At 68.1% G+C, this 22886-nt stretch carries 18 protein-coding genes and 1 pseudogene; 5 read left to right on the forward strand and 14 right to left on the reverse strand.

The genetic code is table 11. The annotated features are described in order from the left end of the window. Nucleotides 1-27 precede the first annotated feature (27 nt). From ACWEOI_RS16710 to ACWEOI_RS16745, 8 genes are all read right to left on the reverse strand, one after another. Nucleotides 28-828: an ATP-binding cassette domain-containing protein gene (locus ACWEOI_RS16710; protein ID WP_433672948.1), complete on the reverse strand. Its 801-nt coding sequence runs from the start codon at nt 826-828 to the stop codon at nt 28-30. Beyond that, a complete protein-coding gene (locus ACWEOI_RS16715) occupies nt 825-1868 on the reverse strand; it encodes an oligopeptide/dipeptide ABC transporter ATP-binding protein (protein WP_433672947.1) in 1044 nt (347 codons plus the stop codon). The genes ACWEOI_RS16710 and ACWEOI_RS16715 overlap by 4 nt, the downstream gene beginning before the upstream one ends. Beyond that, on the reverse strand, nt 1865-2752 hold the full coding sequence (locus ACWEOI_RS16720; protein ID WP_433672946.1) for an ABC transporter permease subunit: 888 nt from the start codon (nt 2750-2752) through the stop codon (nt 1865-1867). Before ACWEOI_RS16720 ends, ACWEOI_RS16715 begins: the two co-directional genes overlap by 4 nt. Next, nucleotides 2749-3696, reverse strand: coding sequence for an ABC transporter permease subunit (locus tag ACWEOI_RS16725; protein WP_433672945.1), 948 nt, complete (start codon nt 3694-3696; stop codon nt 2749-2751). The genes ACWEOI_RS16720 and ACWEOI_RS16725 overlap by 4 nt, the downstream gene beginning before the upstream one ends. Before the next feature lies 1 nt (nt 3697). Next, a complete protein-coding gene (locus tag ACWEOI_RS16730; RefSeq protein ID WP_452360175.1) occupies nt 3698-5338 on the reverse strand; it encodes an ABC transporter substrate-binding protein in 1641 nt (546 codons plus the stop codon). Between the two features lie 75 nt (nt 5339-5413). Further along, a complete protein-coding gene (locus tag ACWEOI_RS16735; protein WP_433672943.1) occupies nt 5414-6391 on the reverse strand; it encodes a nitrilase-related carbon-nitrogen hydrolase in 978 nt (325 codons plus the stop codon). Beyond that, the gene (locus ACWEOI_RS16740; RefSeq protein WP_452360176.1) at nt 6388-7428 is read right to left on the reverse strand and encodes an agmatine deiminase family protein; all 1041 of its coding nucleotides are present in this window, start codon (nt 7426-7428) and stop codon (nt 6388-6390) included. Before ACWEOI_RS16740 ends, ACWEOI_RS16735 begins: the two co-directional genes overlap by 4 nt. 122 nt (nt 7429-7550) lie before the next feature. Continuing rightward, nucleotides 7551-8261 carry a hypothetical protein gene (locus ACWEOI_RS16745; protein ID WP_452360177.1) on the reverse strand — a complete coding sequence of 237 codons (711 nt, stop codon included), beginning with the start codon at nt 8259-8261 and terminating at the stop codon, nt 7551-7553. A gap of 264 nt (nt 8262-8525) precedes the next feature. Between ACWEOI_RS16745 and ACWEOI_RS16750 the strand changes: the two genes are divergently transcribed. Together ACWEOI_RS16750 and ACWEOI_RS16755 are read left to right on the forward strand one after the other, a co-directional pair. Further along, nucleotides 8526-9656 (forward strand): agmatine deiminase family protein, encoded by a 1131-nt coding sequence (locus tag ACWEOI_RS16750; RefSeq protein ID WP_452360178.1) that lies wholly within the window; start codon nt 8526-8528, stop codon nt 9654-9656. A 4-nt stretch (nt 9657-9660) separates the two neighbouring features. Continuing rightward, nucleotides 9661-10236, forward strand: a complete 576-nt coding sequence (locus ACWEOI_RS16755) for a TetR family transcriptional regulator (protein WP_433672939.1) — start codon at nt 9661-9663, stop codon at nt 10234-10236. Nucleotides 10237-10242: 6 nt separating this feature from the next. On the opposite strand, the gene ACWEOI_RS16760 is transcribed toward ACWEOI_RS16755, so the two are convergent. The 4 genes and pseudogenes from ACWEOI_RS16760 to ACWEOI_RS16775 all read right to left on the reverse strand — a co-directional run bounded on the left by ACWEOI_RS16760 (nt 10243) and on the right by ACWEOI_RS16775 (nt 14919). Next, nucleotides 10243-10815 carry a TetR/AcrR family transcriptional regulator gene (locus ACWEOI_RS16760; protein ID WP_452360179.1) on the reverse strand — a complete coding sequence of 191 codons (573 nt, stop codon included), beginning with the start codon at nt 10813-10815 and terminating at the stop codon, nt 10243-10245. 77 nt (nt 10816-10892) lie between these two features. Next, nucleotides 10893-11997, reverse strand: a pseudogene (locus tag ACWEOI_RS16765) (agmatine deiminase family protein); the annotation flags it as partial. Between the two features lie 72 nt (nt 11998-12069). Then, nucleotides 12070-13173 (reverse strand): agmatine deiminase family protein, encoded by a 1104-nt coding sequence (locus ACWEOI_RS16770; protein ID WP_452360180.1) that lies wholly within the window; start codon nt 13171-13173, stop codon nt 12070-12072. Nucleotides 13174-13323: 150 nt separating this feature from the next. Then, nucleotides 13324-14919 carry an amidohydrolase gene (locus ACWEOI_RS16775; RefSeq protein WP_452360639.1) on the reverse strand — a complete coding sequence of 532 codons (1596 nt, stop codon included), beginning with the start codon at nt 14917-14919 and terminating at the stop codon, nt 13324-13326. Between the two features lie 500 nt (nt 14920-15419). Between ACWEOI_RS16775 and ahpC the strand changes: the two genes are divergently transcribed. Both ahpC and ahpF read left to right on the forward strand, forming a co-directional pair. Beyond that, complete coding sequence (ahpC, locus tag ACWEOI_RS16780; RefSeq protein WP_433672936.1) at nt 15420-15983, forward strand: alkyl hydroperoxide reductase subunit C; 564 nt, start codon at nt 15420-15422, stop codon at nt 15981-15983. A gap of 50 nt (nt 15984-16033) precedes the next feature. After that, nucleotides 16034-17614, forward strand: coding sequence for an alkyl hydroperoxide reductase subunit F (gene ahpF / locus ACWEOI_RS16785; protein WP_452360181.1), 1581 nt, complete (start codon nt 16034-16036; stop codon nt 17612-17614). Between the two features lie 21 nt (nt 17615-17635). On the opposite strand, the gene ACWEOI_RS16790 is transcribed toward ahpF, so the two are convergent. Continuing rightward, nucleotides 17636-18814: a cytochrome P450 gene (locus tag ACWEOI_RS16790; protein ID WP_452360182.1), complete on the reverse strand. Its 1179-nt coding sequence runs from the start codon at nt 18812-18814 to the stop codon at nt 17636-17638. Nucleotides 18815-19599: 785 nt separating this feature from the next. Here ACWEOI_RS16790 and ACWEOI_RS16795 point away from each other — a divergent pair. Further along, nucleotides 19600-21414 (forward strand): acyl-CoA dehydrogenase family protein, encoded by a 1815-nt coding sequence (locus ACWEOI_RS16795; protein ID WP_452360183.1) that lies wholly within the window; start codon nt 19600-19602, stop codon nt 21412-21414. Between the two features lie 66 nt (nt 21415-21480). Here the strand turns inward: ACWEOI_RS16795 and ACWEOI_RS16800 are convergent, their stop codons facing one another. Next, nucleotides 21481-22686, reverse strand: a complete 1206-nt coding sequence (locus ACWEOI_RS16800; protein ID WP_452360184.1) for a cytochrome P450 — start codon at nt 22684-22686, stop codon at nt 21481-21483. Nucleotides 22687-22886 lie beyond the last annotated feature (200 nt).

The raw sequence follows: 22886 nt of genomic DNA on the forward strand, positions 1-22886 counted from the left end.
GTGCGCTGATCGATGGTCGTGTACAGCTCAGGGGTTGGTGTCGGCAGGGACCGGGCGACGCCGGGGACGCCATCCCGGCCGCGGGACGCTGTCGAGCAGCGCGCGGGTGTACGGGTGTCCAGGGTCGCGGAGCAGCTCGTCGGTCGGCCCGGCTTCGACGATGCGGCCGGTCTGCATGACGATGCAGTGCTCGGTGATCTGGCGGACGACCGCCAGGTCGTGGGTGATGAACACATACGAGATGCCGGTGGACTCCCGGATGTCGTCGAGCAGGTTGAGGGTCTGCGCCTGGATCGAGACATCCAGGGCGGCAACGGCTTCGTCCAGTACCAGCACCCGAGGATCGGCGGCGAGCGCGCGGGCGATGGCGACACGTTGACGCTGCCCACCCGACAGATGCGCGGGCAAGGACGCGAGCAGGCGCGCGTCGAGCGCGACCATGTCGGCGAGTTGCCGCACCCGCTCGGCGGTGGCGGCGTGCTCGCAATGCAGGCGCACCGCCTCGGTGAGCGTCTGGCGGACCGTGCGCTGGGGATCGAGGCTGGTGTACGGGTCCTGGAACACCATTTGCGCCTCCCTGGCCCGTGCGCGGCGCGCACGCGTGGACCGCGACGGCCGGGATCGGTCGCCGCCGCAGCAGACGATACTGCCGGCGCTGGGCTGTTCCAGCCCGATGATCATGCGGGCGACGGTCGTCTTGCCCGAGCCCGATTCGCCGACGATGCCGATCGAGGACCCGACGGCCAGTTCGAAGGACACGTCGCTGACCGCGGCGAAGGCGCCGAAGTTCTTGCACAGTCCGGAGACTCGCAGTGCCGGTTCGTTCATTCGGTGTCTCCTCGCAACCGCGGTCCGAGTTCGTCGGCGCGCAGGCATCGCACGGCGACGCCGGATTCGTGGGTCAGTGGCACCGGGCCCGATTCGGTGCAGCTGGGCAGGTGGAAGGGGCAGCGGGCGGCGAACGCGCAGGTCGGTTCCGCCTCCCACGCCCCGATCGGGCGTCCGGGGATGGCCGCCAACCGCGTCCGGGGCCGGTCGAGGTCGGGTCGGGCGCCCGCCAGGGCCGCGGTGTAGGGATGCCGCGGATCGTGGTGCAGCGCTTCGGATTCCTGCGATTCGACGATCTGGCCCGCGTACATGACGGCGGTGCGGTCGCAGACGGCGGCGGCCAGATCCAGGTCGTGGGTGATGAACAGCAGCGAGACCCCGGCGTCGTGGCGCATCTCGTCGAGAATCGCCATCACCTCCGACTGGGTGGTCACGTCGAGGGCGGTGGTGGGCTCGTCGGCGAGAATGAGCTTGGGTTCGCCGAGCAGGGCGGCGGCGATCATGACCCGTTGCAGCATGCCGCCGGACAGGTCGCCCGGGTACTGCCGCATCCGGCGGGCGGTATCGGTGATGCCGACCTCGGAGAGCATGCGCTGCGCGCGCCGGGTCGCCTCGTGCCGGTCGGTCCGGCCGACCGTGCGCAGCTGCTCGGTCAGGAAGTCGCCGATGCGCCGCACCGGATTGATGTAGGCGCGGGGATCCTGGAAGATCACCGCCAGATCGCCGCGTTTGCGGCGCAGGGCGTCACCGCGCAGGGCTAGCAGGTCCTGGCCGTCGAAGCGGATGGTTCCGGTGGTCTCGGCCCGCTCCGGCAGCAGCCGGGCCAGCGTCCGCAGGGTCATGGACTTCCCGGCCCCGGATTCGCCGACCAGCCCGAGCGCTTCGCCCCGCTCGATGGTCAGCGAGATATCGCGCAGGACTTGGCGTTTGCGGCCGCCGACGTCCAGGGTCAGGTTCAGTCCCTCGATCGCGACCAGGGGCGCGGCGGCGGACGCGGGACCCCGCGCCCCGGGGACGGCATGGGGGGTGGCGGTAGTCATGAGCGTTCCCTGCCCTGCTTGTCGTTGAGGCGTTCACCGAGGATGTTGAAGGAGACGATGACCAGGACCAGCGCGGTGCCCGCGATGAACGATTCGGCGGGGAATCCTTGCAGCACACCGGTTTCGCCCTCGGAGACCATGACGCCCCAGTCGGCCTGCGGCGGCTGGACGCCCAGTCCGAGGAAGGAGACCGCCGCGAGATCCAGTGCGGCCCAGCCGAACAGGATCGTGGCCTGCGCGACGAGCAGCGGCGCGATATTGGGGATCAGGTGCCGAATCGCGATGGACCAGGCGCCACTCCCTTGCACCTCGAGCGCCTCGATGTAGGGCAGCGAGCGTTCGCGCAGGGCCGCGCCGCGCACGATCCGGGCCACGTAAGGGGTATAGGCGACCGCCAGCGCGAGCGCCGCCGACCACTGGCTGGGCCCGAAGACCGCCGCGCCGATGACCGCGAGCAGCAGTCCCGGGAAGGCGAATACGAGATCGGATCCCGAGGAGATGACACTGTCGGTCCAGCCGCGCCGCCACGCCGCGACCACCGCGAGCGCGGTCCCCGCGAGGATCGCCACCGCGGTGACGATGAACGCGCCCAGCATGGACGAGCGCGCCCCGACGAGCAGGCGCGAGAGCAGGTCACGGCCCTGGGAGTCGAAGCCCAGCGGGTGCGAGCCGGTGGCGCCGACGAACGCGTGCGACAGGTTGCTCTCGTTCGGCGGGAACGGGGCCAGCAGCGGCCCGAACACGGCGACGATGATCGCCAGCACGATGATCGCCGCGCTCGCGTAACCGATCCAGCCGACGCCGTTCAGCCCGGGAACTCGCCACCGGCGGCTCGTCGGGAGGGTGGCATCCGAGGCGGGCACAGGCCCGGAGACGATGGTCATGCCGCCGCCGTTCCGAGGCTCACCCGCGGGTCGAGCAGCGCGTAGAGGAAGTCCACGACGCTGTTGACGATCACGAACGCCACCACCATGAGCAGCGAAATGGCTTGCACCACTGCGAAATCCTTGTTCTGTGCGGCCGTGACCAGACTCGATCCCAGCCCGTTGAGGTTGAACGCCTGCTCCACGATCGACACCAGCACGATCAGCGACGCCAGGGCCAGGCCGGTGACGGTGGTGATGGGGATCGCGGCATTGCGCAGAATGTGGCGGCGCAGGATGTGGTGTGCCGGCAGGCCGCGGCTGATGGCGGTCTGGACGTGCTCGCGGGCGGATTCGGTCCGCACCGACGCCCGGGTGATGCGGGCGACCAGCGCCAGCGACGAGCACGCCAGCGCGATCGCCGGCAGCGTGAGATGTCTGATCTGGTCGCCGAATCCGACGCCGTCGCCCAGGGCCGGGAACCAGTGCAGCTTCACGGCGAACAGGCTGATCAGTGCCAGTGCGGCGACGAAGGACGGGAGCGCGGCGAGCACGGTGGTGGTCAGCAGCGCCGCGGTGTCGAGAATGCCGGGCTTGAGGGCGCTGAGAATGCCGATGCCGATGCCGACCACCACGATGATCAGCGAGGTGTAGGCCACCAGCAGCAACGTGGTCGGCGCCCGTTGCGCGACGAGCGTCGACACGTCCTGCCGGGTGCCGATGGAGTAGCCGAGGTCGCCGTGCAGCGCCGAGGTCAGCCAGTACCAATAGCGCACCGGCAGTGGGTCACCGAGGTGATACCGCTCGGTCAGCACCGCGCGGTACTCCGGGGTGATCTGCCGCCCGCCGGTCAGCACCGCGATGGGGTCGCCCGGCGCGAGGTACATCGCGGCGTAGACGGCGATGCTGGAGATGAACAGGGTCGCGAGCAGCAGGGCGCCGCGGCGCAGGAGAAAACCGCGCATGTCATCGCCCCCGTCCGAGCTTGGCCAGCCACGGCGCCTGCATGTAGGCGAACGAGGAGGGCGCGCCGATGAGCTTCTTGTCCAGGATCAGGAACAGCGCGGGATGGACCATCGGGATCCAGGGCAGGTCGGCCATGACCAGCCGGTCGGCCTCGATCATGGCCGCGGCCCGCTGGTCCGGGTCGGCCTGGGTGCGGGCGCGTTCGAGCGCGGCGTGCAGTTGCGGATTGTCGTATCCCGAATAGTTCTGCGCGCCTTTGGGTTCGGTGTAGCTGGCGATCAATGCCGCGGGATCGGCGTAGTCACCGTAGGTGGTGGTGCTGAACGCGTCGACGCCCTCGCGGGCCTTGGGGTCGGTGAACAGATTGATGTAGTTCTGCGGGGAGACGTTGGACAGGCTGGCGTTCAGACCGATCGAGTCGGCCGCCTCCAGCCACGCGTTGGCGGCGGTGTTGACCGTGGACAGTCCGGTGGAGGTGGCGATGACGAACGGTTTCCCGGCGGCTCCGGCCTCGCGGATGAGCTGCTTGGCCCGCTCGAGATCGGGCGCGGGATCGGGCGCCGCGTTCCAGGCCGCGGTGAAGGCGTCCTTCCCGTACCCCCAGGTGCCCGGATTGGTGGACATGCGCGGCCCGACCGCGTTGCCGCCATACACCGCGGCGCTGAAGGCGTTGCGGTCGAAGGCCAGTGACAGCGCCTGCCGGACCCGCAGGTCGCCGAGTACGCCGGTGAGATTGGCGGGGATCAGGAATTCGGTCTCGCTCGAGGGTCCCTTGTGGATCTCGACATTCTTGATCTGCTCGAGCTCCCGGAATGTGGAGGTGTCAGTCAGATAGGTGCCGCTGATCTCGCCGGTCGACAGGCCGGTGGTGAGGGTGGCCGCGTTGGAGACTCCGCGGAAGTCGATCCGGTTGGTCATCGGTTTCAGCGACGGATCCCAGTAACCCGGATTGGCCGCCACCGTCAGTGTTTTCCCGGCTGTCCACTCGGCCAGTTTGTACGGCCCCGTGCACATCGCGCCCCCGTCGGGCGTGCCATAGCGTTGCCCCTGACTGCGGGCATACCGTTCCTCGATGACCACGCCCGCCATCGACGAGAGTTCCCCGGGCAGCCAGTAATCCGGGCTGCTGAGGGTGAGCGTGACGGTGTCGGGACCATCGACGGAGATCTTGGTGATGCGGTTGAGGACCGTGCTGTAGAAGCCGCCGGTCTGGGTGTCCATATTGCGTTGCAGGCTGAACACGACATCGGCCGATGTCAGCGGTTGACCGTCCCAGAAGCGCACTCCCGCACGCAGTTTCAGGACCAGCGTGGTCGGGGTGGCGAAGTGGTATTCGCTGGCCAGCCCGGGCGCGAGCGAACCGTCGGGCTGCTGCCGCAGCAGCGATTCGCACAGCGTCGAGACCACGGTGTTCTCCGGGTAGTCGAACGCGGTGGCCGGATCGATCGTGGTGGGGTCGCGATACAGCGCCCAGGTGGCGCTGTCCGCGGGCCCGGCCGCCGCGGCGGTCATCGAGGGGAGGCCCAGGAAGTTCGAGCTGGAGATGGCGGTGGCGGAGGTTTCCGGCCGTCCGCCACACCCGGCCAGCAGAGCTGTCGCACAGGTGGCCAGGGCGACCGTTTTCATTGTGGTGATGCGCATTTCGTCCCTCGGAATGTCGTGGGCCTGTCTCGGTGTGCCGCGGGCGAGCCGCCGGGCACGGGAGGGGTGGTGCCGTTATGCCTCGACGGCGGCGGATTCGGCGGTGAGAGCGCCGTAACTGGCCGGGCGGCGGGTATCGAACATGCCGAAGGTGAGCCAGTCCCGACGCTGGTCCAGATCCAGGTCCGCGACCAGGACGGTGTCCCGGTCCCGCGGTGCCCGCACAATCGTCCGCCCGTACGGATCGGAAATGAACGACGATCCGTAGAAGGTGATGCCGTCCTCGTGCCCGATCCGATTCACCGCGACCATGAAGGTGGCATTCGCCAGGCCATTGGCCGCGATCATCTGATGCCACATCGGCAGGGTGTCGAACTCCTTCAATTCGGGATCACTGCCGATCGCGGTCGGATAGACCAGGATCTCCGCGCCGCGCAGCGAATACACGCGAGCCAGTTCCGGGAACCACTGATCCCAGCAGGTGGGGAAGCCGAATCGGCTGCCCGCCGCGTCGATCACCGGGAATCCGCTGTCATCGGAATCGAAGTAGCGGTCCTCGTGATAGCCGGGGAACTGGGGAATGTGCAGTTTGCGGGTGCGGGCCAGCACCTCGCCACCGGGCGCGACCAGGATCGCGGTGTTGTACCCGCGGCCGGTGTCGCTGTGCTCGTAGAGCGAGGCGTGCACCAGAATGCCGTGGCGGGCGGCCAGTTCCCGCGCGAACGTGGTGGTGGGACCGTCGGGAATGGCCTCCCGGTGCGCCGCGGCCTCGGCATTGTCGGGCACGGTCGCGAAGTACGGGCTCAGGGTCAGTTCCTGCAGGCACACCACCTGTGCGCCGAGCAGCGCCGCGCGGGCGACGCCCGCGGAGAGGACCGCGCGATGTTCGTCCGGATCGGCGTGCCAGCGGGTCTGCACCGCGCCGACCCGGATCGGGGTCCGCGTCGGCGGATCGACGCGAGCCGGTGAGGAAGCCGGCGTGCCGATCGCCGTGACGGTGACGAAGGTGCCGTCATCGGTGTAGTCGGGTCCGTGGGAATCGAGGTCGCTCACAGGTTCGCCTCCGTGCTGGTCGCGGCCGGGATCTGCTGGGTGATGCAGTGGACGCCACCGCCGCCGAAGGCGACGATATTGCCCGGTACGCCGACGACTTCCCGATCGGGGAAGGCCTTGCGCAGGGTGTCCAGCGCGGGCTCGTCGAGTTCGTGTCCGGCGGTCGGGGTGATCACCGCACCATTGGCGACATAGAAGTTGGCGTAGGCGACCATGGTGTCGGTGCCGTCCGGCAGGGTGGTGACCGGGAATTCGGGCAGTTCGTAGATCTCGAACGGCCGGCCCGCGGCGTCGGTCGAGGACCGCAGGACCTCGAGGTTGGCGGCCATGCGCTCGTAGTCGGGCAGGTCGGGATTCGTACAGGTCTGGGCGACCACCGCGCCCGGCCGCACGAACGTGCAGACGCCGTCGACGTGTCCGTCGGTGTGGGTGTCGTCGAAATGCCCGTAGGGCAGCCAGATCACGGTGGTGATGCCCAGTCGCAGCCGCAGCTCGTCCTCGATCTCCTCCCGCGACATCGACGGGTTGCGATTCGGGTTGAGCAGGCACTGCTCGGTGGTGATGAGGGTGCCCTCGCCGTCGACGGTGATCGAACCGCCCTCGAGCACCATGCCCGACGCGTGGCGATCGAAACCGAGGGCCTGGAGCACCCGCCCCGCGAGCGCGTCGTCCTTGTCGTAGGGCAGGAATCGTTCACCCCACGAGTTGAAGCGGAAGTCGACGCCCGCGCGCCGGCCGTCCCGATCGTGCACGATCAGCGGCCCGGAATCCCGGATCCAGGAATCGTCGATCGGCATTTCGACGACATCGACCGCCCGGCCGCACGCCTTGCGCACCTCGTCGGCCTGACCGGGATTGGCGATCATGAGCACCGGCTCGAAGTCGCCGATGGCGTTCGCGGTCGCGGCGTACTCCGCTTTCGCTTCCTCGAAGTAAGGGCCCCACAGGCTTTCGCGGGTCGGCCACGCCATGAGGCAGCGCTCGTGGGGCGCCCACTCGGCCGGCATTCGCCAGGTCGTGGTCGTACTGCTTTCCATTTGCGTTCTTCCGTTCGTTCGGACGTCGAAACGTAGGGGCATCTTCACACTGACCAAATTGTTAGTCAATGGCGCTGACCGGGCTGGACCTGCTGCGATACCTGCCGGTCAGCGGGTTGCGGTCAGTTCACCGGAGCGGGCGGGGTGGCCAGGTCGGCGAAGAACTGGAACAGGGCCACCGCCGTGATCGGGCCGCCGACGGCGATCAGACCGACGGCCGCGCCCAGCGGTGCGGTGGCGGCGGCGGTGACCAGACAGCCGCCGATCGCGCCCGGGATCGCCAGCGTGCCCAGGGTCGGGATGCCCGCGCCGGCGCCCAGCAGCGCACCGCCCGCGACGCAGCCCACGGCCGCGCCGATCGCGGTCCCGATCAGGGTGCCGACCGCCGCGCCGATGGTGGCGGCACTGGAGAAGTTGGCCAGCGCCTGGTTGTAGTTGGGATTGGCGGTCGCGTCGATCGAGGTCAGAGTGGGCGTTCCCGCCGGAACCGGCACCGCCGCGGCCGGATCGGTGCCGGGGGTCAAGGTGGCGGTATTGCCGTCGATGCGGGCCGCGATCGGCCAGACCAGGCCCTCTCGCTGATAGCTCAGCGGCAGCACCGCGACCGGTGCGCCACTGCGGTCGAGCACCTCGAACCGGCCGTCCCGGGCGGCCAGCGAACCGGCGTCGGTGGTCACCACGACCGAGCGGTCGACCAGGGTGGCCCGGTACTGGATGCCGGGCGCCGAGGTCGGTGAATCCGGCTGCGCACCAGCGACATTCGCGGTCATCGAGGTGGTTGCGAGGGCGGCCGCGGCCAGGGCGGCGGTCGTGGTGATCGAGCGAAACTTCATCCTGATCTCTCCGGTTGGGGATGTTCGATGGGGAACAGTGTGCGCCGCATCACTCCCCCGATAGTCATGCCAGTGTGTCTAAATTTTCAGTCAGTATTCGCCGTCCCGTCCACTGGATGTGCGACGGATTCCGCACTACAAGTGCAAGACGCGCCAGTACGGGCGCTCTCGATTGAATTTTCAGTCAGGGCTATCATCGCGGTAGCCCTGCGATCGCTCATGCGATCGGAACGATCAATGGACCGGACAACGAGGAGTGGCGCGATGCGGCGGCGGCGATTCTTTCAGGTGAGCGTGGCGATGGCGGGCGGCCTGCTACTGGCCGCGTGCGACGACACCGGCTCGGAGACCAATGACACTCCGCCCAGCCGGGTTCCGCACGACGACCGCACCTGGCTGATGCCCGAGGAGGGCGATCCGCACACCCGGACCTGGATGGCGTTCGGCGCGAGCGAACGGGTCTGGGGCGCGGAACTGCTCCCGGTGGTCCGCCACAACCTGGCCTCGATCGCGCAGGCCGTCGCGCGGTTCGAGCCGGTGTCGATGCTGGTGCGTCCCGAGGAGATGGATATCGCGCGCGGGTTGATCGGCGGCGCGAACGTCGAACTGGTGCCCGCCGCGCTGGACGATCTGTGGATGCGCGACACCGGGCCGGTGTTCGTGAAAGGCGGCGGGGCGCTCGCGGGGGTCGACTTCAACTTCAACGGCTGGGGCGGGAAACAGGCGCACGCCCAGGATGTGAAGGTCGCGCAGATCGTCACCGGCCGGGCCGGGGTCGAAACGCTGCACACCGGTCTGGTGCTCGAGGGCGGCGGGATCGAGGTCGACGGTCAGGGCACCGCCATCATCACCGAAAGCTGTGTGCTCAACAACAATCGGAACCCGGGCTGGAAGAAGAAGGACGTCGAGGACGAGCTGCGCTACCTGCTCGGACTCGAGAAGATCATCCGGCTGCCCGGCATCAAGGGGCTTGACATCACCGACGGGCACACCGACTTCTACGCCCGCTTCGCCCGCCCGGGTGTCGTCGTGGCGGGCCTCGACACCGACCCCGAGTCCCACGATCGCGACGTCACCGAGCGTCACCTCGAAATACTCAGGGGCGCAACGGATGTGCGCGGCAATCCGTTGCAGGTGGAGGTGATCGAAGGTCCGGCACAGGTCCGCCCGCAGTACCGGAACGAGAAGGACTTCGCAGCCGGGTACATCAACTTCTACGTCTGCAACGGTGGTGTCATCGCGCCGCAGTTCGGCGATCCGGACGGCGACGCGGCCGCCAAGGACACCCTCGAGCGTCTGTTCCCGGACCGCGAGGTCGTGCAGATCGATATCGACGGCATCGCCGCGGGCGGTGGCGGGATCCACTGCACCACCCAGCAGCAGCCGGTCGGCTAGCGCGGTGCGGGAACGCGAACGGCACATCCTGGAGGCGGCGGTCCGGGTGATCGCCGAGGACGGGGTGCAGGGAGTGCGCATCGGCAAGGTCGCCGCCGAGGCCCGCGTCTCGACCGCACTGATCTACCACTACTTCGAGGACCGGGCGGGCGTGCTGCGCCATGCCCTCGAATACCTGGATCTGCGGGCGGCGGCGCACATCGAGGAGGCGGTGCCCGCGGACCTGGGCCCGCGCGCCGCTCTCGACCAGATGCTGCTGGTGGAACTGCAGAGCGCGCTCGACGTGCGCATGCACTGCATCGCATGGGGTGAATTGCGGGCCAGCGCCGTGTTCGCCCCGGATCTGCGGGAGACATTGCGGTCGACCACCGGTGAATGGGTCGACCATGTCGCGGAGGTGATGCGGGAGGCGGTCGAGACCGCGCACGGTACCCCCGCGCCCGACCTGACCGGCGCGGCCGAACGCCTCACGACCCTGGTGGAAGGCTTGAGCAAACGGTGGCTCAGCGGGTCCTGCACCATCGAGCGGACCCGTGAATTGCTTTCCGGCGCAATCGCCGCCGAGCTCGCCGCGATCTGATCGGTGTCAGACCCGGCCCAGTTCGGCGACGACCGCGCCCGCGAGCAGTTCGCGGGCGCGGGCCAGGTCCAGGGAGCCGCTGAGCCAGCGCTCACTGAGGCCCTCCACGAGGGCGGTGAGGCGTTCGGCCGCAGCGGTCGGGTTGACGTCGCGGACCGCGAGTCCCGCCTCGCGGGCCCGCTCGATGAGGGTGGCGGTTTCCTCGACCCAGCTCTCGGTCGTGGTGCGCAGCTGTTCGCGCAGATCCTCGGAGAAGACCGCGCTGGCCCGCAGTTCACCCCAGGCGATGCTGTTGTTGCGCACCTCGGGAATGTCCTGGATCTCCAGCAGCAGCATATGTTCCAGCGCGGCACGGGGATTGGCGACCGCGAACGCCGAGTCGGTGTAGCGCTGCGCCTGCTCGTTGATGAATCCCAGCGCGGCGTCGAGCACGCCCGACCGATCCTTGAAGTGGTAGTAGATCAGCGCCGTGGAGACTCCGGCTTCGGCGGCGAGCTTCTCGATACGCAGCCCGCGCACGCCGTCCTGGGCGATGACGCGAATGGCTGCTTCCAGGATCTGAGTCTGACGGTCGGACACGGAACCTCACTTTACGGATGTGCCGGATGATCGGACGTATACGGGTCCCGAGGTGTGGGTCGAGTGCTCGGGTTCGCGGGTTCCTGCTGGGTGGTGCAGTGGATGCCGCCGCCGCCCGCGGCGATGCCGTCGATCGGGATCTGCGCGACGTAGCGGTCCGGGAACAGGCGGCACAGGGTGGCATGTGCCGCCGAATCCGCTCGGGGGTCACCGAATTCGGGGGCGATCACCGCGCCGTTGCAGACGTAGAAGTTGATGTAGCCCGCCGCGAAGTCCTCGCCGTCGAACTGCGGGCGGACCCGCGACGGCCCCTCGATCACCTCGACCCGCAAGGGCCGGCCCAGGGCGTCGGTGGCCGAGCGCAGGATCTCGAGATGTGTGTGGGTGACGTCGTAGTCGAAGGAGTCGGGGTCGGTGTCCAGCCCCGCCACGACCACACCCGGCCGGGCGAAGCGGGCGTAGAAGTCGGTGTGCCCGTCGGTGATGTCGTAGCCGGCGATGCCCGGCAGCCAGATGATCTTCTCGAGTCCGAGCAGGTAGCGCAGCTCGTCCTCGACGTCCTTCTTCTTCCAGCCCGGGTTCCGATTGTTGTTGAGCACACAGCTTTCGGTGATGATGGCGGTGCCCTGACCGTCGACCTCGATCCCACCGCCCTCGAGCACCAATTCGGCCGGCAGGGACTCCACCCCCGCCGTGCGGGTGACGAAGTCGGCCACCTTGCGATCCTGCCGGGCCTTCTGTTTCCCGCCCCAGCCGTTGAAGTTGAAATCGACCGCGGCCATGCCGTTCTCGCCGTGTACGAAGACCGGTCCGGTGTCACGCATCCAGATGTCGTCGAGCGACGCGGGGATCAGGTCGACACGGGGATCGGTGAGCAGGCGGCGGGCCAGCTCGAGGTCCTCGGGGCGGACCACCACCGAGACCGGTTCGAATCGCGCGATCGTCAGCGCGATCCGCGCCAGATCGTGCTGGACCTGCGGCAGCAGACGTCTCCCCCACACCGCCTCGTTCGCGCCGAAGGCCATCCAGGTCCGCCGGTGCGGATCGCCTTCCTCCGGCATCGACCAGCGGCGGCCGTCGTCCTCGAAGTCGCGCGAATCTCCCAGCAGGCGGCTCAGCGCACCGCTCGCGAATCGGCCTATACCCATGCTTTCTCTCCCGTAATTTCCGAAAGCCCCGCACACCGACTCTAATCTTGACTGAAAATTCAGCCAACACGGCACGCGGGGCGGCCTCAGTGATCCCGCAGGTGGTCTAGTCCACCGGTTCCTGCTGCGTGGTGCAGTGGATTCCGCCACCACCCCAGGCGATGCCGTCGATGTTCACCTGCACGATCTGCCGGTTCGGGAACAGCCGGGCCAGGGTGGCCTTGGCGGCCGAATCCGCTTCGGCGTCACCGAATTCCGGGGCGATGACCGCGCCGTTGCAGACATAGAAGTTGATGTAGCCGGCGGCGAAGTCCTTGGTCTTGTACTCGGGCCGGACCTGGGTCGGCGCCTTGATGACCTCCACCTGCACCTGGCGGCCGCGCGCATCGGTGGCCGTCTTCAGGATCTCGAGGTGGCGCTTGGTGACGTCGTGGTCGTAGGACTTCGGGTCGGTGTCGAGCGCGGCCACCACCACCCCGGGCCGGGCGAAGCGGGCATAGAAGTCGGTGTGCCCGTCGGTGATGTCCTGCCCCGCGATGCCGGGCAGCCAGATGATCTTCTTCAGCCCCAGCAATGTGTCCAGTTCGGCCTCGACATCCGCCTTGCTCCAGCCGGGATTGCGATTGGCGTTGAGCACACAGCTCTCGGTGATGATGGCCGTGCCCTCGCCGTCGACCTCGATCCCTCCACCTTCGAGCACCAGCTCGGTCGACACGGTCCGCACCCCCGCACGACCGGCGACCAGGCTCGCCACCCGCGCATCCTGCCCGTGCGCCTGCTTGTTGCCCCAGCCATTGAAGTTGAAGTCGACCGCGGCCTTGCCGCCGCCTTTCACGAACACCGGCCCGGTGTCGCGCATCCACAGATCGTCCAGCGCGGCGGGCACCAGTTCGACGTTCGCGCCGCCGATCAACCCGCGCGCGATATCCATCTCCTCGGGACGCACCAGCATCGACACCGGCTCGAACCGCGCGACGGCCTGCGCGATCGAGGCCAGGTTGCGCCGGGCCTCGGGCAGCACGTCACCGTAGGCGGCGCTCGCGCCGAACGCCATCCAGGTGCGCTTGTGCGGCTCCCCCTCCTCCGGCATCGACCACGGCCGGTCGCCGCCCCCACTGCCGGTGGCGGGCATGGCCGAGGCGGCCTTGGCGGCGAGGAGCACCCCGCCGACCACGCCGATACCCGTCTGAACGAACCGACGACGCTGCATACAAATCTCCCAAAGATCCGGTCCTGCTCGAAGGCTGCCACGGTATCCCTGACTAAAAATTTGGTCAAGGATTGGCGACGGGAGTCACCGGCCGTCGCGAACAGGTCGGTGCGTCAGGGTCAGCGGGGCGGGGCCGACAGAATCCGCGGGTCAGGACGCCGCGGCACGGCGGTAGGTGGTGTGTCCGGCCAGCCAGGTCTCCACCACCTGGATATCCGGGATCGCCTGCGGGGCAGCAGATCTCGGGTCGGTGTCCAACCACACCAGATCCGCGCCGGAGCCGAGGGTCAGAGTCCCCCACGGGGCATCGCGGAGATCGGCGAAGGCCTGGTGGGCGACGCCGGCGGTGTAGGCGTCCAGGGCGGTGGCGATGTCGAGGAGCTCGGCGGGAATCCAGCCGCCGCTCGGTTCGCCCTCGGCGGTGCGGCGGGTCACCGCTGTCGCGATGCCGTCGAGCGGAACCGCCGACGACACCGGCCAATCGGAGCCGAACGCCAGACGGGCGCCGCCTTCGACCAGGCTCCGGAAGGGGTATTGGCGTGCGGAGCGCCGCGCGCCGAGCCGGGGCATGGTCAGATCCACCATGACCCGGTCGAGTTGCGCCCACAGCGGCTGCACATTCGCCACCACGCCGAGTTCGGCGAAGCGTGGAATGTCGTCGGGGCTGATCAGTTGCGCGTGGGCGATCACCGGTCGCCGGTCCCGCGGCCCGTTGCGGTCGGCGCAGGCCGCGACCGCGTCGAGTGCCGACCGGACCGCCGCATCGCCGATGGCATGGATGTGCAGCTGGAACCCGGCCGCGTCGACGGCCGCGGCGGCGTCGGCCAGCGCCGTGGGCTCCCAGGTGCGCATGCCGTGCGAATGGCGGTGCGTGCAATACGGTTCGAGCAGCGCCGCGGTCTCGTTCTCGATGATGCCGTCGGCGAAGAACTTGACCGAATTCGCGGTCAGCAGTGGGTGATCGAGGGTCCGGACCCGGTCGCGGGAGGCGAGCAGGATGGGCAGGTCCTCGGCGAACCGGCGAGGGTCGGCCAGCAGCGCCAGGTTCACGCGGGTCGACAGCGCGCCGGAACGAGCGGCCTCCAGGTAGACGGCGACGTCGGACGCCTCCACCCAGGCGTCTTGTATCCAGGTGACGCCGTGCCGGGCGTACCGCGCGGTGGCGCGGCGCAGGGCGTCGACCCGCGCGGTGGTCTCGCTCGCGGGTGCGGCGGCCAGGAGCAGGTCCACCGCCCCGGCCTCGCGCAGCGTGCCGAGGGGGCTCCCGTCCGGTCGCCTCGGGATCTCGCCGAGCACCGGCTCGGGTGTGCCGGCGGTGATGCCGGCCAGTTCGAGCGCCGCCGAATTGCACCAGACCGTGTGATAGTCCCAGGCCCGCAACATGACCGGGCGGTCCGGGACCGCGGCGTCGAGCCAGGCGGCGTCGAAGAGCCCGTCGGGGGCGAGACTGCTGTCGTAGCCCGCGCCGACGATCCAGCCGGGGCCGGGATGCCGCCCGGCCCATCGACGCAGCACCTCGGCGATCTCGGAAACGCTTGTGCAGGTTCGCACCTGGGGTCCGACGTCCTCGAGTCCGGCGAAGACGGGATGCGCGTGGCCCTCGCCGAACGCGGGCATCAGGAAGCCTCCGCGCAGATCGACGGTCCGCAGATCACCGGCCGGCACGGTTCGGGACCAACGCAGGGCGTCCGCGCCGACCGCTACGACGCAGCCGTCCGCGATTCCGAGCGCCTCGCATTCGGGCATTTCCGGCGACCAGATCGACCCACCGATGAACAATGCGTAGCGCTTCCGGGGGCCATCGGCACGCAAATGACGCTCCTTGCTCTTGCACAGCATTCGCAATGTGAGTCACATGAACTGAAGTCATTATGCGGGGAATTCGGGAATACGCAAACCGCCTTGTCGGCGAAACTTGACAACAGGTCCGCGCCAAAACGTACATTGGCATCGAGCGGCCGATTTGCGTGCGAGACCGGCGCATCCATCCGCCGCTTTCATGCCCTCTACCTGCGAGTACATCGAAGGCCTCGGCCGAACTGCAGCCCGCGTCGACACCCACACAGTCGGCCTTCGGTGAGGCATCGGTCACACTCCTGATCGCCACTCGGATCTCGATAGAAACGCTGCCCTGCCTTTATTGCCTAGCACTATCAATCAAAGAGTGATTTCTGATTGGTTCTATCAATTCGGGCTCGCTAGTTTCGAAAAGGAGATCCCATCACCTTTCGGAATGAGGCCAATTCATGTCGCTGATCAACAAGCGGATCAAGTCCTTCTCGGCGGAGGCGTTCAAGGACGGCTCCTTCGTGACCGTGTCGGACGCGGACATCCAGGGCAAGTGGGCGGTCTTCTTCTTCTACCCGGCCGACTTCACGTTCGTGTGCCCGACCGAGCTCGGCGACCTCGCCGACCACTACGACGAGCTGCAGCGCCTGGGCGTCGAGGTCTTCTCCGTCTCCACCGACACCCACTTCACGCACAAGGCGTGGCACGCGTCCTCCGACACCATCGGCAAGATCAAGTACGCCATGATCGGCGACCCCGCGCTGCGGATCAGCACCGACTTCGGGGTGCTCCGCGAGGACGAGGGCCTGGCCGACCGCGGCACCTTCCTGGTCGACCCGGACGGCGTCGTCCAGTTCACCGAGGTCACCGCGGAAGGCATCGGCCGCAACGCATCCGAGCTGCTGCGCAAGGTCAAGGCCGCCCAGTACGTTCGCTCGCACCCGGGCGAGGTCTGCCCGGCCAAGTGGGAAGAGGGCGAGGAGACCCTGGCCCCGTCCCTGGAGCTCGTCGGCAAGATCTGATCCGCCGACGCCTGCCCGCACCCGTTCCCGACTCATCGGAGGAGACCCGCATGCTCGACGCCTCGCTCGCCCACCAACTGAAGACACTGCTGGAGAAGGTGACTCGGCCGATCGAGCTGGTGTCCACCCTCGATGACCGCCCCAAATCCGCGGAACTCGCCGAACTCCTCGACGAGATCGCGGGCCTGTCGGATCTGGTCACCCACACGCGCACCGGCGACGACCCGCGCCGGCCGTCGTTCGTGATCCGCCGCGTGGGCACCGGCATCGAGGTCGGGTTCGCCGGAATCCCACTCGGACACGAGTTCTCGTCCTTGGTCCTCGCGCTGCTGCAGGTCGGCGGCCACCCCTCCAAGGAGGCCGCGGAGCTGCTCGCGCAGGTACGTGATCTCGAGGGCGAGTTCCACTTCGAGACCTACTTCTCCCTGTCCTGCCAGAACTGTCCCGATGTGGTGCAGGCACTGAACCTGATGTGCGTGCTGAACCCGAACATCACGCACGCCGCGATCGACGGGGCACTGTTCCCGGACGAGGTCGACAATCGCCAGGTGCTGGCGGTGCCGAGCGTGTTCCTCAACGGTGAACCGTTCGGGTCGGGCCGGATGAGCCTCGAGCAGATCGTCGGCCGGCTCGATGTCGGGGCCGCGGCGCGCACCGCCGCCGCGATCTCCGAGAAGGACCCGTTCGACGTGCTCGTCGTGGGCGGCGGACCGGCCGGGGCCACCGCGGCGATCTACGCGGCGCGGAAGGGAATTCGGACCGGAGTCGTGGCGGAACGCTTCGGCGGTCAGGTGCTCGACACGGTCGGCATCGAGAATTTCGCCTCGGTGCCCTACACCGAGGGCCCGAAGCTCGCCGCCGCGCTGGACGACCACGTTCGCCGGTACGACGTCGACATCATGAACGCGCAGCACGCGACGGCGCTGACCCCCGCGGTCACGGAGCAGGGCCTGGTCGAGGTGGAACTCGGGAGCGGTGCGCGGCTGCTGGCGCGCAGCGTGATCCTCTCCACCGGGGCGCGGTGGCGGTCGATGAACGTTCCCGGCGAGACCGAATACCGGAACAAGGGCGTCACCTACTGCCCGCACTGTGACGGCCCCTTGTTCAAGGGCAAGCGCGTGGCGGTGATCGGCGGCGGCAACTCCGGTGTCGAGGCCGCCATCGATCTGGCCGGGATCGTCGCGCACGTCACGCTGGTCGAATTCGACGCCGAGCTGCGAGCCGACGAGGTCCTGCAGCGCAAGCTCCGCAGCCTCTCCAATGTCGACATCCTGCTCAGCGCGCAGACGACCGAGGTGGTCGGCGACGGCGCCAAGGTCACCGGCCTGACCTACGCCGATCGCACCACCGAAGCGTGGCATTCGATCGACGTGGACGGCGTCTTCGTCCAGATCGGACTGCTACCCAATACCGAATGGCTCTCCGGCACTGTCGATCTCACCCCGCGCGGCGAGATCGTCATCGACGATCACGGCCACACGTCCGTTCCCGGCGTCTACGCGGCCGGCGACTGCACCACGGCCCCGTTCAAGCAGATCATCGTCGCCGCCGGCGCCGGAGCGACGGCCGCCCTCGGCGCGTTCGACCACCTGATCCGCACCAGCCCGGCCCTCGAAACCGGTGCGCGATAGCTCAGCTGATACGGGGTGTTCTCACGATCGGGGCACCAGAGGGAGCGAGGGCGGGAAGGTGACCGGCACCCTGACCGGGGCACGATGGAAAGTGCTGGTGCGCCACGGCAGTTCGGCCAGGGGAACCGCGAGTTTGATGTCGGGGAGGGCATCGAGAAGTTGATCCAACGCCTCACGGGCGATGATGGAGGCTATCGGCTGGGCCGGGCAGGTGTGCGCGCCCGAGCCCCAGGCGAGGTGGGAGCGGTTGCCGGTGTGATCGCCGGAGACGGCGGGGTCATTGTTGCAGGCCGTGATGCTGATCAGCACCGGCTGGTTCACCGGGAGCCAGGTGTTGCCGACCACCTGGGGTTGCCGCGGGAAGCGGGGGCACGCGTTGGCGAGTGGCGGGTCGGTGAACAGGACCTTGTCGATGGCATCGCGCAGTTGGAGGGAGCCGGCCAGCAAGTCGTCATGGAAGCTGGCGTCGTCGGCCATCAGGACCAAGGCGCTGACGATGAGATTCCAGGTCGGTTCCGCGCCCATGGCGTAGAGCTTGGCCAGTTGTTCCACGATCTCGGCGTCGTCGAAGCCGACGGCGTGGCCGATCAGGGTCGAGACGACGTCGCGGTCCGGGGCGCGGCGCCGCATGGCCACCAATTCGGCCAGGGCGGCGCGGAATCGGCGCTCGGCGAGGTCGGCGGCGGCCGGGTCTGCGGCCTCGATCAGATCCATCAGTGCGGCACCGGCTTCGGCGCCGAGCGCGGGCGGCAGGCCGATCAGGTCGTCGAGGACTCGCAGGGTGAGGGGACGGGCGTAGTCGGCGAGCAGATCGGCGTACCCGATGCCGCAGAAACTGTTGATCAGAGGCAGGGCAGCGGATTCGACGGTGCCACGCAGCCGGTACTGATCCACGTCGGCCATGGCGGCGAGATAGGCCGCGCGGTGTGTCGATCGCCCCGTGTCGGCGGACTCCGCAGGGCCCCACTCCATGATGGGCATGACCGGGCAGCGCTCCGGAATGGTCGGTTCCCAGGCGCGGGAATCGGCCGGAAAGTGCTGGGGGTCACCGAGAATCCGTAACGCTTCGCGGTAGCCGAGGACCAGCGTCGCCGGGACTCCCGCGGCCAGTTCGATGGGCGCCACGGGGCCGTACCGGCGGCGGAGGTCCTCGTAGGCGCGGTGCGGGTCGGCCGCGAATTCCGGCGAGTGCAGCTTCACTCGTGCGGCCTCGCGCCATGGTTCGGCATCGGCAACGCGAACATCTTCAAGGTGCAACTCCCATGAGCGAGTGGAACATGACCGGTGAGAAGAGCTCGAAAACAACGACGTCAGTCGGTGATTGCTGTAGGGATGCGATCGGCGCTGTGCCACATCGCCATCCGGAGGTTCACGGATCCGGCAGTCCGGCCCGCGGCGATGCTACCGACGTGGCGGAACGACCGTGATACGCCTGCGTTCGGGGCTGCCCATTAAACATGCTCCGCTGTAACAGGTTTCGCTCACTCCTCGGATGCTACCCGCAGCTACCATCGCGCGCATCCCGAATCAAGGGGGACGGACGGGCCCGCCTCGCCGGGTTGCTCGAAAATTGTCAGAGGTTAGCTGATCATTTGTCCAGGTCCACGGCCGATCGGGCCCCGAATCGAAGGCGCCTCGGCCGAGGATCCTCGCATTAGACGACTCGATTTGAAGCACACTGTGCAACAATACGTTTCGTGTCTCGTTTGCCCTACCGCAACACTGCGGCTCCCTCGGAGCCGCAGCATGAGGTGATGGCGCGAACGACTTTCCTCGACGACCGGTCGACAGGCGAGATCGCCCGAAGGTGGGCGATGGGTTGAACTCTCGACAGGTCATTCCATCGGGCCGCTGATTCCCGATCGATCGACAGCTTCCGCTGGTTTTCGGTAGCCACACACCCCGGCCACCGAGCCATGCGTGATGCCAAGTGACGCAGGACATGTCGCTTGGATTCGGTAATGAGTGGAAGAGAAGGCGAAGTCATGGTCTCTCAGGAAAACGTGAACAGTTTCGCGGATCTGTTGTTCGGCGGCCGTCGTGCAGCAGCGCAGCGGTACAACAAGCTGTTCGGTGAAGAAGGATTCGACCAGGATTGGTGGGCCGCGACCAAGGATCCCGGGGCCCGGGCCTACGAGCGGTATCTGCGCATGTTGCCGAGCCTGTCGGCGGTGGAGACGGTGTCGGATCTGCGCGAGTGCCTGACCCTGCACGAGCAGTCCACCGTCGTCGATCCGCATCTGGGTGCTCTGCTGACCGTGCAGGTGAACCTGGTGCTGGGCACCCTGCTCGAACAGCATTCACGCACAGGGGAAGTCGACACCGCGTTGACGGAACTGCTCGCGGGCCGCGCGGTCGGCGCCTACGTGCTCACCGAGGTCGGCCACGGCAGTGACCTGAACAACCTCGAGACGACCGCGGTGTACGACCCCGCCGACGGTGGCGGCTTCGTCCTGAACACGCCGACCGATTCGGCGATCAAGTTCATGCCGACGACCGCCGCGCCGCCGGTCGAGGGCATCGCGCGGTTCGGAATCGTGTTCGCGCGGTTGATCATCGGCGACACCGCGCACGGTGTGTACCCGTTCCTGGTGTGGATGTGTGACGCCGATGGACAGGTACGACCCGGTCTCACCATCCGCCGCATGCCGGAGAAACCGGGCCTGGGCATGGACAACGCCATGACCCGCTTCGACAACGTCCGGGTGTCGCGCGAATGCCTGTTGTCGCACACCGGAACCCGCATCGACGACAATGGTGAGCTGATCTCGCCGATCCCGCGGGACAACCAGGTGTGGCGCGCCATCAGCCGGGTGCGCGTGGGCCGACTATGCATCTCGGGCATGGCGGCGGCGGTGTCGCGGGCCGCGGTGTCGATCGCCGTCCGGCAGTCCGCGCAGCGCGATATCGCGAGCATGTCGGGCGGGCGGGTGCCGCTCATGCAGGTGCCGGCGCACTACGCGCCGCTGCTCGAGGCCGTGGTCGACACCTATCTCGCCACCTCCGCGGTGGAGATCGCCGTCGACGGCTTCGCCGATGTGATCGATGCGGCGGACGACGAGCAGGGTCCGGCGCTGACCGATCTGGTGTCGCTGACCAAGTACTTCGCCACGTCCACCGCGCTGCGGGTGTGCGGCGAGGTGCGCGACCGGCTCGGCGCCCAGGGCGTCTTCGCCCACAACAAGATCGTCGAGTACCGGGCGCTGCGGGATGCCGCGGCCACCGCCGAAGGCGACAGCTACGTGATCGCCCTGCTCGCGGGCTACCGCCGGCTGTTCGGGCCCGACCAGTGGACCCAGGAATGCTGGGACGAACTCGAGCCCTGTGACCTCGACACTCCGGACAGCTGGGTGAAATGGATGGGCGCCCGCGCCCTGTTCCTGCAGCACCGCGCGCTCGAGGCCTACGCGAACACCACCGGCGACCGGCAGGCACGGTGGGACCGGGTCTACGACCTCGCGCTGGCCGCCGCCGACGCGCACACCGCCCACCGAGCCGCGCAGCGACTGGCCGAACGTGCCGCCGAGCTGCCGTCCGGTCCTCGACGGGTGATGGAGAACGTCCTCACGCTCTTCGCGGTGCGGCAGTTCCTCGCGCACGGCGCGGACCTGCTGCCGGACGGCCCGCTGCCCAAGACGCGTGAACCGTTGCGCGACATGCGTGTCCAGCTGCACGAGATGCTGGCGCCGCACCTCACCGAGCTGGTCGGGGCCTTCGAGCTCGAAACCGGTTCCTTGCGCACGGTGTACAACTCCGACAGCTATATCGAGCAGTGCGCGACGGCGCTCCGGCTGGGCTGACGACACGCACAGCACACGGCTGACAGGCCCTCGGGATGCCGGTCACCCCGGCATCCCGAGGTGTGGTCAGAACAGGGTACGCGCGGGCGGGAACACCACCGGCAGGTTCGCCAGCGATCGGTGGAAAGGTCCTGGCCGCCACACGAGTTGGTCGACGGGGCAAGCCAGCCGAAGTTCGGGTAGGTGGTCGAAGAGCTGATCGATGGCGTTCTGCGCGACCAGGTACGCGACGTCCTGCGCGGGGCAGGTATGCGGTCCGGTGCCCCAGGCGATATGCGCGTTGTTGCCGGTGTAGCGGCCCACGATGGCGGGGTCGTTGTTGCAGGCCGCCATGCTGGTGACCACCGGCTGATTGGCGGGCAGCCACGTGTTGTCGACCATGGTCGGCCGGACCGGGTAGGTGATGCCGAAGTTCGCGAGCGGCGGGTCGGTGAACAGCAACTCGTTCATCGCATCCCGGGTCGTCAGCGCGGCCACTCCGGAGAACCGTTCGTCGGTGAGCATCAGCAGCAAGGTATTGGCGATCAGGTTGGTCAGCGGCTCGATGCCGGCGCCATAGATCGTCACCAGCTGGTGCACCAACTCCTCGTCGGTGAGATCCGCCGCATGGACCAGCAGCCGCGTGGTGACGTCATCGCCCGGCTGCCTCCTCTTGAGGCTCACCAGCTTGCCGAGCGCCGCCACGAACAGCGCGTTGCCCTCTTCGGCCGAGTTGCCCTCGAACATCATCGCCATGCCCTGCGCGACCTGCTGGCCGATATCCGCGGGGCACCCGACCATGACGTTGAGATAGGCGAAGGTGACAGGGAAGGCGTACTGGCTGATCAAGTCGGCCTGCCCGTCGGTACAGAAGGTGTTGACCTGCGGGATCACGATCCCTTCGATCACATCGTCGACCTGGTACAGGTTGATCGCGTCGATGCCGTCGACACTGGCCTTTCGATACCGCGCGTGCTCGTGGCCCGCGCTGCGCAGCGCGTTCGGCCGGTACTGCAACATGGGCAGGATCGGGCAGTCGACGGGAATGTCCTGCTCCCAGACACGAGGATCGGCCGGGAAGCGATCCGCGTCATTGTTGATCGCGACCGCGTAGCGATAGCCGATCACCAGGGTGGCGGGGATGCCGGGCGAAAGTTCCACCGGGGCGAGGGAACCGAACTTCTCGCGCATGGCGGCGTAGAAGGAGTGCGGGTCGGCGGCGAACTCGGGTGCGTACAGCGGCACCGGGCTTCGATCGAGGAGGTTGGGGCTAGAATCCCCAGCGGGCTGCATGTCGCCAGATCATACCCATGGCTGTGTGTTGTTGCGCTGCAACGTCTCGGCGCACCAGCCGCCCCAATCATGCTCCACTACACGCCAATACAGTCGATGGTGGCGATGGAAACCAGACCATGCGGAAGGACACGTGCACCCGGGGATGCACGGTACTCGGTCGGTGCGCGCCCTGTCGCCGAATTCGGGCGCGCACCTTG

This window comes from Nocardia sp. NPDC004340 (genome assembly GCF_053602575.1).

Excerpts from the sequence above, each read along its gene's own strand:
- ACWEOI_RS16710 (WP_433672948.1), bottom strand. The coding sequence starts at position 828 with ATGAACGAACCGGCACTGCGAGTCTCCGGACTGTGCAAGAACTTCGGC.
- ACWEOI_RS16715 (WP_433672947.1), bottom strand. The coding sequence starts at position 1,868 with ATGACTACCGCCACCCCCCATGCCGTCCCCGGGGCGCGGGGTCCCGCG.
- ACWEOI_RS16720 (WP_433672946.1), bottom strand. The coding sequence starts at position 2,752 with ATGACCATCGTCTCCGGGCCTGTGCCCGCCTCGGATGCCACCCTCCCG.
- ACWEOI_RS16725 (WP_433672945.1), bottom strand. The coding sequence starts at position 3,696 with ATGCGCGGTTTTCTCCTGCGCCGCGGCGCCCTGCTGCTCGCGACCCTG.
- ACWEOI_RS16730 (WP_452360175.1), bottom strand. The coding sequence starts at position 5,338 with ATGCGCATCACCACAATGAAAACGGTCGCCCTGGCCACCTGTGCGACA.
- ACWEOI_RS16740 (WP_452360176.1), bottom strand. The coding sequence starts at position 7,428 with ATGGAAAGCAGTACGACCACGACCTGGCGAATGCCGGCCGAGTGGGCG.
- ACWEOI_RS16745 (WP_452360177.1), bottom strand. The coding sequence starts at position 8,261 with ATGAAGTTTCGCTCGATCACCACGACCGCCGCCCTGGCCGCGGCCGCC.
- ACWEOI_RS16750 (WP_452360178.1), top strand. The coding sequence starts at position 8,526 with ATGCGGCGGCGGCGATTCTTTCAGGTGAGCGTGGCGATGGCGGGCGGC.
- ACWEOI_RS16770 (WP_452360180.1), bottom strand. The coding sequence starts at position 13,173 with ATGCAGCGTCGTCGGTTCGTTCAGACGGGTATCGGCGTGGTCGGCGGG.
- ACWEOI_RS16775 (WP_452360639.1), bottom strand. The coding sequence starts at position 14,919 with ATGCCCGAATGCGAGGCGCTCGGAATCGCGGACGGCTGCGTCGTAGCG.
- ahpC (WP_433672936.1), top strand. The coding sequence starts at position 15,420 with ATGTCGCTGATCAACAAGCGGATCAAGTCCTTCTCGGCGGAGGCGTTC.
- ahpF (WP_452360181.1), top strand. The coding sequence starts at position 16,034 with ATGCTCGACGCCTCGCTCGCCCACCAACTGAAGACACTGCTGGAGAAG.
- ACWEOI_RS16795 (WP_452360183.1), top strand. The coding sequence starts at position 19,600 with ATGGTCTCTCAGGAAAACGTGAACAGTTTCGCGGATCTGTTGTTCGGC.
- ACWEOI_RS16800 (WP_452360184.1), bottom strand. The coding sequence starts at position 22,686 with ATGCAGCCCGCTGGGGATTCTAGCCCCAACCTCCTCGATCGAAGCCCG.